The sequence below is a fragment of the Coleofasciculus sp. FACHB-542 genome, from assembly GCF_014695825.1.
Classification (GTDB): Bacteria; Cyanobacteriota; Cyanobacteriia; order Cyanobacteriales; family FACHB-T130; genus FACHB-T130.
Genome location: NZ_JACJPB010000040.1, coordinates 43,527 through 54,470, shown reverse-complemented (window position 1 = coordinate 54,470; position 10,944 = coordinate 43,527). Strand labels below are relative to the sequence as shown.

The window sequence follows — 10,944 nt, the reverse complement described above, 5'->3', positions numbered from 1 at the left end:
TACTTCAACTATTTCAGCAAAGGTTTCACGACTAACGCCGCATAAGCGCTTGAACTCACCTTCTGAAAGCGATTGTAGCTCCGTATACGGCATACCAACTCCCCAGTGTCTTGATGCTGATCTACTCCCTTATTGTGCAATCTCGATTATGAACTGGCACACTACTTGACCATTCATGCAGGAGGTCTAATATTCCCTCTCCGTCAACGGAGAGGGGTTAGCGGTGAGGTTCCGAGTGTGTAGAGAGTTCGTTTTTTGGCCCAGCATCAATTGCTTCTTTCAATTTTGTGGGCGAACGGGAATTTCAATCCAGAACTCAGTGCCCTTGTCTGGTTGAGAAGAACACTTAAAAACGCCGCCGTGTTTTTCCACCACAATTTGATAGCTGATCGACAGTCCCAAACCCGTGCCTTTACCAACCGGCTTTGTCGTGAAAAAAGGATCGAAGATTTGCGCCTGCACCGCCTCTGGCATACCAGAGCCATTATCAATAATTTGAATCACCACGTTACCAGGATGAGGGATGAAAGGATGAATAAGTGAATCGGTTTCATGCTTTATCCTTCCTTCTTGCTCCTGTATTTTTTCACCTTTTATTCTTTCTGCTTCCTCCTTCAAAAAGGTGCGGATAGTAATCTGAGCGGGTGAAGTTTTAACGTCTGATGATGTTAGGGCAGTATCTGTGTCACTTGCGTGGTGCAAATAACCAGCAGCTTCTCCCCTTTCCATCGGGTGGTTCGATCGATCCCAGTTGTTTTGCTGCTCCAGCGCGTCAATCGCATTGCTAAGGACATTCATAAACACTTGATTGAGCTGACCGGCATAACACTCAACTAAGGGCAGCTCGCCATAAGCCTTTACAACTTCAATCGTAGGAGTATTACCCTTCCCTTTGAGTCGATGTTGCAAGATTAACAGCGTGCTGTCTAAACCCTCATGGATATCCACCCGTTTCATCTCGGCTTGGTCAAGGCGAGAGAAATTCCGCAGAGACAGCACCAGTTGACGGATTCTGTCGGCTCCCACCTTCATTGACGACAGCATTTTAGGCAGATCATCAGCAATGAATTCCAAATCGATTGCTTCTGCGTGTTTGACAACCTCTCGATCGGGATGGGGATAACGCTCTTGGTATAAATGCAACAGATCGATCAAATCTTTTACGTACTCGCCAACGTGAATGAGATTGCCGTAAATAAAATTAACCGGATTGTTGACTTCGTGAGCTACACCTGCGACTAGCTGTCCCAAACTCGACATTTTTTCTGTCTGAATCAGCTGGGTTTGGGTTTGTTGTAATTCTTGGAGGGCACAAGCGAGTTGTTCTGCTTGATGCTGGGTTTGAGCGAGTAATTCTGCTTGCTGTATTGCAACTCCCAGCTGAACAGCAGTCTGGGTGACGAACTCAATTTCCGAGACATCCCAATGTCTCTTTTGCGAGCATTGATGGATACAGAGCAATCCCCAAAGGATATCCCCTTTTAGCAGTGGCACCACGAGTTGAGCTTGGACTTGAAATTGCTCCAGCAGCTCGATATGGCAATCAGTTAAGCCTGCGTTGTAGATGTCATCAACTACTTGAATCCGACCCTGTTGATAAAGTACAGCATAGTTTTGGGAAAAGTGGCGGTCGTAAACTTTGGTTCCTAAAATCGGCTTTAAAGCTGGTAATACGTCTTCTGAGACAAATTCATCATCCAGCGAGCCAGAGGCGGAATATAAGCGAAATACTGCCACTCGGTCAGCCCCTAGCAGTTGTCGGACTTCAGTGGTCGTTGCTTTGAAGATTGTATTTAGATCGAGAGATTCTCGAATCTTCGTAATTACTCCAAACAATGCTTGCTGTTGTTCGGCAGCTTGTTCTAACTGTTGTGCTTGAGCGGTAGCAGTTGCAGCGGCAGTACGGCTTTGTTCGTACAGTTCGGCTTGCTGAATTGCGATCGCGGCTTCATTTGCCAGCTGTTGCAGCAAATCAATTTCAGCAGTCTTCCATTCCCTAGGAGCTTGGCACTCATGGGCAATTAGTAGCCCCCATAGCTGTTCCCCCATGTTAATCGGGACAACTAAGTTGGCTTGAACCTGAATTTTCAGTAAAAACTCTATATGACAGGGATGCAAATCTGACTCAGCTACGTTATGAACTGCTCGAATCCTTCCTTGCTGGTAAGCAGAGGCGTACTCCTGAGGAAAGCATTCATCTTCGTATATCTCTCCCAGAATTGAGTTCCAGCTGCCTGTCACTGCTTCTACAACCACCTCCCCTTGCCAACTTCTGGTGAACTGGTAAATTACCACTCGGTCTGTGCTTAGCAGTTTCCTGACTTCCTGCACAATGCTTTGTAGGATCTTCTCTAAATCCAGAGTGCTGCGAATTTGGTCTGTGACTTGCTTGAGGACTTTGGCAAACTCTAAGGACTGTTCTAGCTGGACAGTTCGCTCTTGAATTTGATGCTCCAGGTTGCTATTGAGAGACTGCACCTGTGTGTACAGGAGATACTGCTCAATCGCCATTGAGAAGTGATGACCCAAGGCTTGAGCGAGTTCAATTTCTCCCGGCGTCCACGCTTGTGCTTGACCTCGTTTCAGTTCCCTCCATGCCTCAAAGGAATTACGAGGTTGCAGTTGTCTCCGATCCGGGTCGAAATTTCCAGCCCACAAAGTTTCCGTATCAATTTCATTACGAAAAATGCACAAGTATCCCAGAAACTGCTGACGATACTGGAGGGGGACAATCAGGATGCCCCGAATTCGAGTCGTGCGGAACGCTGGCGCGATGACTCGCAGATGAGGTTCTTTATAGAGATCCGTCACTGCCTTGATGGGATTGCAGGCAGTGTCTTGTAATTTTAAATATTCCTGCCAAACGGGATGCTCTTCAAGCGGACGATCTTTCCCGATGGCTCCTAGCATCGGTTGATCGCCGCAGGCAAATAGGATTGCTTGACTTGGATTTTCTGCCGCTATGTAAATTCTGCCCCCACAACCTTTAAAGGCTGCAACCGTTTCCGTAAGGGCTTCAGAAAGCTGAATCGTTGGTAGTGCATGGAGCAGGGTGGCGACTCGGTTAATCCGCGCTTCCCGCGTTGCTTGGGCGCAGGCGAGTTCGAGTAAGGTAGATTGAGCGATCGCAATTGAAACTTGATCTGCCACTAACTGGACGATTTGCAGTTCTTGTTCCGAAACCGAACGCGATTCAGCGTGATGAGAGACTAATAAACCCCATAGTTCCGGCTGGGTCTCCTGCGTGCGGGCATCATGATATAGAATCGGCACCACGAGGGAAGATGTGACTCCCATTGCCGTGAGATATTCAATATGGCAGGAATCTACTGGGCGATAGCGAACATCTTCCGCCTTCAAAGCAGTACCTGTCTGGGCGCAATCCAAGGAACTCAGACCAATCAACCCTGAGGAAACATCGACAATTGATCGCTGGCGAGCTTTCAGAAACATCTCGCGGGCGTGGGGAGGAATGTCATCAGCCGGAAAATTTAGCCCTATCAAAGATGGCAGGCGATTGTTATCAATTGCCTCGGCAATCACTTCTCCACTGCCATCGGCATGAAACCGATAAATCATCACGCGGTCGGTTTCAAGCAATGAGCGAATTTCAGCGACTGTCGATGTCAAAATTTCTGGCAATTCTAGCGATCGCCGAATCCGATTGGTAATTCCGTGTAATAAGCTTGCTTGGTCTATTTCGTGCTGCATTGTTTGCGTATTATCACTTAAGCTCATTCCCTCTATCCACCACTTTTATAAATTCAGGCATGAATGTTTTTGTATATTTCTATTCTGTAACTGAAAAGTCATACTGGGTATTCGTAAAACTATTGATCTTATAAAAGTTTTAAAATTATTGTTAACTTTAATATTTTTAAGGAAAAATAACTCAAAAATATTGACAGTTTATGTAAGACATGCTATGAAAAGCTAAAAATATTTTCCCTAAAAAAATCGCTAATTCAGATTAGCTAAATATATAAATTCACAAAGGAGTAACGCTACTTTTTTCCTAACCGTTGCCGAATTTCTTGACGGACACTGATCAGGATTTTTCCCAAATGATTTTGTCCAGTTTTTTCTACACCGCAACCCCAGTAATAATCGGTGGGAGAATCCTCCACGATTGGGCGATCGCCGGTCGAAAGCAAAATGGATTGAATCTCTAAGTGAGTTAGAAACTTGATTAGCACGGCTTCGCGCATAATTTGGATTTTCACTTGTTCCCAGTCCGGACGGATGCAGCGGGTGCGATCGCGTCCCAGTGTCGCGGCTTCCATTGGCGTCTTCGCGCTAGCGATCGCTGGGATTAACGCTTCATCCTCGGTGCCAACAAATTTTTGCGCTTGATAATAATGCTCCACCGTCATCCAATCTTGACCCAGCAGATAAATGTTATGAGGAGAAAAGTTGGAAAAACATCCGTAGGGATCTTCAAATTTATAAAAGTAAATCGTCATGTCGAAACTATAAAAGTGCTTGTCCCAGTTCTACCATGCTTGTTGCTGCAAGGGATGCAGTCGAGTAGGCGACTTTCAGCCGCTCGAGTATTCAGCATTATCAAAGTTGAGGATGGTAAGCACCTGTTGCCAACATCCCAACCCAGCTTTGGGTCTGTCTCCCCAATATGGTTCGGTGAAAATTATTGTTTGTTCGATGGAGAAACGAAATCCAACAAATGCGAACTTTGGTATTTTTCGCCCTAACCAAACCGTATTCAGTGTTTCCCTGGGACTAGTTGCCTGGTTACAGAACTTTCAGAAAACCTTATCGCTCAACCATTATAGGGGCACAGCATTGCCGTGCCCCTACTTTTTAAATCAACAATCGTGCCCCTACTCCTGGGAGTAAAAACCCTATCCTCTTTTCAGGGAACGGGAGTGTTAAAATTGGTTACTGTTTCCCTAAAGCCTTTAATCCCTGATCGATCTGGTCAGCTTGCTGAGTTTGACCTTGCTCTTTAAACAAGTCTCTGGCTTTTTTCATCGCTTCGATTGACTCAGACTTCTTACCTTGTTGATTTAGAGCTACCCCTAGACCAAAGTAAGCAGGTGCTGCTTTCGGAGCAATTTCGGTGGTCTTTTTGAGAGCTGCTACTCCCTCATTTAACTTTCCTTGTTTGACCAAGGCAACCCCTAAGAAATAGTGTGCATCTGCACTTTTCGGGTCAATTTCAATTGCCTTCTTGAAAGCCTCAGTCGCTTCGGGTAATTTACTGTCACCTTGGGCACCTAAAGCAACTCCCAAATCATTGTAAGATCTGGCGTTTTTCGGGTCAATTTCAATTGACTTTTTGAAGTTGGCAGCCGCTTCAGGTAATTTGCCTTGATTGACCTGAATAAATCCTAAGTCATTATAGGATTTGGCATTTTTCGGATCAATTTCAATTGCCTTTTTAAAAGTAGCAGATGCTTCTTCCAGTTTCTTTTCTTGAACCTGAACAAATCCTAATTTATGATATAGCTCTATATTTTTAGGACTATTTGCAATTGCCTTTTGAAAAGCATCACTGGCTTCAGGAAATTTCTTTTGGTTGACCAGAATAGTTCCTAACTTATTGTAACTTTCTGCATCCTTGGGATTAATCTCAACGGCTTTGTTGTAGTCAGCGATCGCTTCGTTTAATTTGCCTTGTTGAGCTAGAGTATTCCCTGAGTCAACATACTTTTTAGCGTCAGCCTCTGATTTTTGACAACCTAGCGTCAGGAAGCTTAAGCATCCCGCTGCTAAAATCATCAGCCCGAACCTGGATAACTTTGCAGTCCTAGAAGACATAACCTAGCAAGTTTCTGGATGAAAGCCCCAATATAACACATGAGGAAATTGCACCACTGACGATTTAAAAGGGGGTTGCACTCTCAAAAATTTAATTTTGTAGAGTGAGGAATACCTACCAAATCTTATCTGGGTGGGCTTTTGCCCACCCAAAAGAAGTCAACCCTTACTAACTAAATGCTCAATCGTTTTACCCACCCATTCCCGGTATCATGCTCTTACTGAGGCGCTTGATAGCACTCTCTGCCACTTCAGAGTAACGACTCTCTCCGCACAGAATCTTGCCCATGCGCTCAGTGGCACTAGGGCGCTTAACACCGACTCGATAAGCAATCCCAGGAACTCTGTAAAACACTCCTGCTAAGCGTTGTGCCCACTGCATATCCGATCCCCATTCTTCGGCGATCGTGCTGGTATATCTTTCCAGAGCATTGCCATCCCCGGAGAGTGATTTGTCAATCGCTTCCGCTGCCTTCAAGCCGCTAAACATTGAGGGACGAATTCCCTCAGCAGTAAACGGATCGACGACACAGGCGGCTTCTCCGGCTAAAACTGCATTTTGCGTATGCAGCCTTTGATTGCCATCCCATAGAGAAAGGGGATGACCATATTGCTTGCTCTGATTGACCTCTACGCCGAAAGATTTGGCGTACTCAGCCAAAATTTTCTTAAAGTCTTGGGGTTCACCGCCGATGAACGTGCCAACGCCGATAGAATATCCGTCTGCTTTAGGAAAGTTCCAAATATAGCCATTTTTGACCATCCCAAATTCAAAATGAATCTTTTGTTGGTTGGTATTTTGGGCGGGTATTTCTGCTTCTAAGGCTCCAGCCAGACGCCGTTTGCGCTCTTTAAAGTCTAACCACTTAGCCATTGGCCCTTTGGCTCCGTCTGCGGCAATCAGATAGCGACCTTCAACGGGTCCATTGGCAGTGTTGACTTGCCAGCGATCGCTCTTAAACTCAATCCCCGTTACTTCAGTGTTGTCTCGCAGTTCTGCGCCTTGTTGCTGCGCCTGCTGCATCAGGAAGTTGTCGAAAACGTCTCGCCTTACCATCCAAATCGGTTGTCCTGTTTCCAGCCCTACTTCCACTGGATCGCCCATTTTCCAGGTGTAGCGGAGTGATTTGAGTTTTAAGGAAATCGCTGGAGAAAAATCAAAATCAAACCACTCTTGTATCGCTGGTGATACTCCACCCCCACACGGTTTGTAACGCGGCATTGCATCTTTTTCTAAGACTAAAACCGAACGTCCTCCCTTAGCTAGATGATAAGCTGCGGTTCCACCTGCTGGGCCAGCACCGACAATAATGCAGTCAAACATCGTGTTAATTTTTGCTTCTGAACACACTTGCAACTTAAGCTTGTTAAGCGAAGAATTTACATCCTCACGCTTGACACTCACTGGTAATTAAGCTTAATTGCTTTCCCTACCAGCTAGCTATTTGCGTAATTATGCTTATCTCGGTAAAACGTATACAATTTCAGGCTTTCAGGATTTTTAAGATAAATATTATTCGCCTTGATTTAGATTTTCTCTTGACTTCTAGAAGACAAACCGTGTTTTCCAGTACGTAGTCGTTCAGCTTTTTCTTCCAGACAACTAGAGAGCGCGATCGCGATATTTATTCAATTCATCAATTTTACTGAGTGCAAAGTTTATATAAAGCTTATAGGATAGGTTCATGAAAGCTTTATAAAGTCGCTGACCGACTATTTGGTGCTTCTACTATTTTCATAAGGGGAAAAGCGATGTTCTGGGAATTACGCATCCAATACGCTAACGGCAACGAGAAAGTTTTACGCACCTGCAAAAATCGAGAAACAGCCCTGCGGTACATCGATGCGATCTACTCCCAGGGCTATCCTATGCACGTTGCTTTCCTGGTTCGCCCTGCTTTAGATGGACAAGCGCTTCAACCTGCCTAGTATCCGTTTCTAGCCTTTTGTCCTGAGTCCTTAGCTCTAGCGCGATCGCTTTTGACGAGCGACCCATGACGAGTGACTAATGACTTTAAACGGTCGTGATATCTTTTTCTTTCTCGGCTAACAGCTCATCAACCTTGGCAACGTACTTGTCAGTTAGCTTTTGAATTTTTTCCTGCAAGTCTCGCGCTTCATCCTCAGAGATTTCACTATTTTTTTCTTGCTTGCGAATTGAGTCTACGGCGTCGCGGCGGATATTGCGAACAGAAACTCTTCCTTCTTCAGCATACTTGGCAGCGATTTTTGCCAGTTCTTTACGACGCTCGGTCGTTAGGGGTGGAATATTCAATCGAATGACTGAGCCATCATTGCTCGGAGTTAAACCGACATCTGATAAAGAAATCGCTTTTTCGATCAGATTCATGCTGCCGCGGTCAAACGGCTGAATGGTAATCGTACTAGAATCTGGTGTATTAATACTTGCCAGAGATTTTAGAGGGGTTGGGGAACCATAGTATTCCACCGACACCCGGTCGAGGAGAGAGGCGTTTGCCCGTCCCGTCCGAATCGTATTAAAAGACCGTTGAGTTGCCTCAATTGTCTTTTGCATATGATTTTCAACATCAGCTAATTTCACAAGATCCTCCTACAATTGTTCCCACCGCTTCTCCCGTAACGGCGCGGTGGATATTGCCCCGCACCGAGAGGTCGAACACAACGATGGGGATGTTGTTGTCTTTGCACAGGGCGATCGCGGTACTATCCATCACCCGCAGATCGTGAGTGAGGACGTGTCCGTAGGTCAGGCTCTGATAGCGACGCGCCCCTGGGTTGAGATGGGGATCTGAATCATAGATCCCGTCTACTTTGGTTGCTTTAAAAATTACATTCGCATCAATTTCCGCCGCTCGCAAGGCAGCGGTCGTATCAGTGGTGAAGAAGGGGTTTCCCGATCCAGCCCCAAAAATTACGACCCGTCCTTTTTCTAAGTGGCGAATGGCGCGACGCCGGATGTAAGGCTCCGCTACTTCCTGCATGGCGATCGCTGTTTGGACTCGTGTCGGTACTCCGATTTGCTCCAAGGAGTCTTGCAAGGTCATCGCATTCATCACCGTTGCAATCATCCCGATGTAGTCGGCTGTCGCCCGATCCATGCCAGCCGAAGCTGCCTTGACACCGCGAAAGATATTGCCGCCACCGACGACAATTGCCATCTGAATGCCACTTGCCACGACATCTGCGACTTCCTGCGCGATTTCCTGAACCACCATTGGATCGATTCCATAGCCCAGGTTGCCCATTAAAGCTTCACCGCTCAGCTTTAGTAAAACCCGCCGATAAGTTATCCCCATGCCCAGACTATTGTCTCACTCAAAATACCTCCACCATAAGATAACAGTAGAGGAGTAAGTTTTGTGATATTATCCGCAAATTCAGTTACTAAAGTGTGGAAAGCCTTGAGACTACGTGTTAAGGACGCCAGTTTATCGGGGTGCCTACCGCCTCAGTTGAGGCGGTTGTAATCGCCGTTTTTCCTTGCAGTAAAGAAGCGATCGCATCCCGTAAATAATGCACCTTCACAGCTGCTGGATCTTGGGAATTATCATCAATCCGTCCCCTGTAGCGGAGTATCCCAGAATTATCTAATAAGAAAACCTCTGGCGTTGTCTGTCCCCCAAAGCAACGAGCGACATCCTGTGTGGTATCTCTCAGATAAGGAAAATTTAGACCGTGAGTTGCTACCAAATTTTGCATATTCTCGAAGCTGTCTTCAGGCGACTGAACCGCATCATTGGCGTTGATGCCAATCAGGGTAAATCCCTGGCTTTGGAACTCGCTTTGAATCTGGATTAGCCGACCCATATAGGACTGCACGTATGGGCAATGATTGCACATAAAAACAACGCCCACAGCTCGATACTTTTCTAAATACCGAGCCAGGTGGTGGACTTGATTATCGATTCCCGGTAATTCAAAATCTGGAGCATAACTACCAATAGGAGTGCCGGTCTTTTCCATTACACTCATTTACTTATCCCTGGGTAATTACAACAAAGTACGAGGGGGCTACAGTCGTAAAGAACAAAGCAATTACGGTCTCTATTTGCCTTGGGAGAACGCCTGATAACCGATTAGTTTGTAGACTAATTTTGCAGCAGTAAATTCTGATACTACGGAATCTACAATCGGTGCTAATTCCATGACATCACAACCAATCACTTCGTGATTTTGAAACACTTGCCGCAAAAAAGAGAGTAGGGAGTACCAATTTAATCCACCGGGTTCTGGGGTGCCGACACCAGGTATCAGGGTGGGGTCAATCCCGTCGAGGTCAATGGTGAGGAAAACGCGTCTGGTGGAGATACTTGCGATCGCCCTTTCCATCCAATCCGGTTGCGTCGCAATTTCTCTCGCCCGGAACACCGTCAAATTTTTCTCTTTGATCAAGTCAGCTTCTTCTTTGCAAATGGCGCGGATGCCGATTTGTACAGTTGGCAATCCCATTTCCACAATCCGCCGCATCACGCAAGCATGGTTGTGAATCGAGCCTTCGTACTCATAGCGCAAATCGCCGTGAGCATCTATTTGCACGACCGTAAAGGGTTCATCGGGGTAAGCTTTTTGGTATGCCTCTACAAGACCAGTTGTAATGCTGTGTTCGCCACCCAGACCAATAACAAACTTGCCGTCAGCTATCATCTGAGATACCGTTTCGCGGGTAACTTGCAGCATTTCCTCGGATGAAACTGAACGACCGTTGCGGGTGTCTGCAATCGATTCAGCCGTATAAATTCCAATGTCTTTGCCAGTTTCCCAATCTAGCTCCTCATCATAATATTCCACCTGCCCAGAGGCTTCTAGAATCGCATCTGGCCCATTTTCGCAGCCATTTCGATACGTTGTCGTCGCCTCATAAGGAATCGGCAAAATCACCACTCGCGCGGCATCGTAGGTAGAAGCTAAATCAGGACCAAGGAATGGCAGAACAGAAGTAGGAGTTTGCACCGTAGTCATCACCAACTAAATTTCATGAGGGAGTCACCAATCTAGATACTGACATACTCCCCGCTTTGAGTGCTACGCACAGATGAAAAACTAAGGTTTTGAAATTGGAACTTGAAAATTGGAATTCTCCGTGTCACTTTCCGCTTCTTGTGAGAGTCTTCACCTGTGTACCAGGCTTATCTACACTTGGCATCAGAGTTTTTACGGGATTTTCGATTCAGTTGCTCAAAATTA

Annotated in this window: 9 protein-coding genes; 1 reads left to right on the top strand and 8 read right to left on the bottom strand. The window is 46.0% G+C overall.

The window, feature by feature from the left end; all coding sequences use genetic code 11:
- Positions 1-279 precede the first annotated feature (279 nt).
- The 4 genes from H6F52_RS14680 to H6F52_RS14665 form a co-directional block, all read right to left on the bottom strand.
- Positions 280-3,738 carry a GAF domain-containing protein gene (locus tag H6F52_RS14680; protein WP_190535750.1) on the bottom strand — a complete coding sequence of 1,153 codons (3,459 nt, stop codon included), beginning with the start codon at positions 3,736-3,738 and terminating at the stop codon, positions 280-282.
- A 266-nt stretch (positions 3,739-4,004) separates the two neighbouring features.
- Positions 4,005-4,463, bottom strand: a complete 459-nt coding sequence (locus H6F52_RS14675) for an NADAR domain-containing protein (RefSeq protein WP_190535748.1) — start codon at positions 4,461-4,463, stop codon at positions 4,005-4,007.
- 433 nt (positions 4,464-4,896) lie between these two features.
- Positions 4,897-5,778, bottom strand: a complete 882-nt coding sequence (locus H6F52_RS14670; RefSeq protein ID WP_190529175.1) for a tetratricopeptide repeat protein — start codon at positions 5,776-5,778, stop codon at positions 4,897-4,899.
- Between the two features lie 190 nt (positions 5,779-5,968).
- Positions 5,969-7,102 carry a geranylgeranyl reductase family protein gene (locus tag H6F52_RS14665; protein WP_190535746.1) on the bottom strand — a complete coding sequence of 378 codons (1,134 nt, stop codon included), beginning with the start codon at positions 7,100-7,102 and terminating at the stop codon, positions 5,969-5,971.
- 428 nt (positions 7,103-7,530) lie between these two features.
- Between H6F52_RS14665 and H6F52_RS14660 the strand changes: the two genes are divergently transcribed.
- Positions 7,531-7,707, top strand: a complete 177-nt coding sequence (locus H6F52_RS14660) for a family 2 glycosyl transferase (RefSeq protein WP_190411992.1) — start codon at positions 7,531-7,533, stop codon at positions 7,705-7,707.
- Between the two features lie 85 nt (positions 7,708-7,792).
- On the opposite strand, the gene frr is transcribed toward H6F52_RS14660, so the two are convergent.
- From frr to speB, 4 genes are all read right to left on the bottom strand, one after another.
- On the bottom strand, positions 7,793-8,341 hold the full coding sequence (frr, locus tag H6F52_RS14655) for a ribosome recycling factor (protein WP_190411993.1): 549 nt from the start codon (positions 8,339-8,341) through the stop codon (positions 7,793-7,795).
- Positions 8,328-9,056, bottom strand: coding sequence for a UMP kinase (gene pyrH / locus H6F52_RS14650; RefSeq protein WP_190411994.1), 729 nt, complete (start codon positions 9,054-9,056; stop codon positions 8,328-8,330). The genes frr and pyrH overlap by 14 nt, the downstream gene beginning before the upstream one ends.
- 118 nt (positions 9,057-9,174) lie before the next feature.
- Positions 9,175-9,732 (bottom strand): thioredoxin family protein, encoded by a 558-nt coding sequence (locus tag H6F52_RS14645; protein WP_190411995.1) that lies wholly within the window; start codon positions 9,730-9,732, stop codon positions 9,175-9,177.
- A 72-nt stretch (positions 9,733-9,804) separates the two neighbouring features.
- Positions 9,805-10,719 carry an agmatinase gene (gene speB / locus H6F52_RS14640; protein ID WP_190535744.1) on the bottom strand — a complete coding sequence of 305 codons (915 nt, stop codon included), beginning with the start codon at positions 10,717-10,719 and terminating at the stop codon, positions 9,805-9,807.
- Positions 10,720-10,944 lie beyond the last annotated feature (225 nt).

Bases quoted from the DNA above. Each gene is read 5' to 3' on its own strand.
- H6F52_RS14680 (WP_190535750.1), bottom strand. From the start codon at position 3,738: ATGAGCTTAAGTGATAATACGCAAACAATGCAGCACGAAATAGACCAA.
- H6F52_RS14675 (WP_190535748.1), bottom strand. From the start codon at position 4,463: ATGACGATTTACTTTTATAAATTTGAAGATCCCTACGGATGTTTTTCC.
- pyrH (WP_190411994.1), bottom strand. From the start codon at position 9,056: ATGGGGATAACTTATCGGCGGGTTTTACTAAAGCTGAGCGGTGAAGCT.
- H6F52_RS14670 (WP_190529175.1), bottom strand. From the start codon at position 5,778: ATGTCTTCTAGGACTGCAAAGTTATCCAGGTTCGGGCTGATGATTTTA.
- H6F52_RS14645 (WP_190411995.1), bottom strand. From the start codon at position 9,732: ATGAGTGTAATGGAAAAGACCGGCACTCCTATTGGTAGTTATGCTCCA.
- speB (WP_190535744.1), bottom strand. From the start codon at position 10,719: ATGACTACGGTGCAAACTCCTACTTCTGTTCTGCCATTCCTTGGTCCT.
- H6F52_RS14660 (WP_190411992.1), top strand. From the start codon at position 7,531: ATGTTCTGGGAATTACGCATCCAATACGCTAACGGCAACGAGAAAGTT.
- H6F52_RS14665 (WP_190535746.1), bottom strand. From the start codon at position 7,102: ATGTTTGACTGCATTATTGTCGGTGCTGGCCCAGCAGGTGGAACCGCA.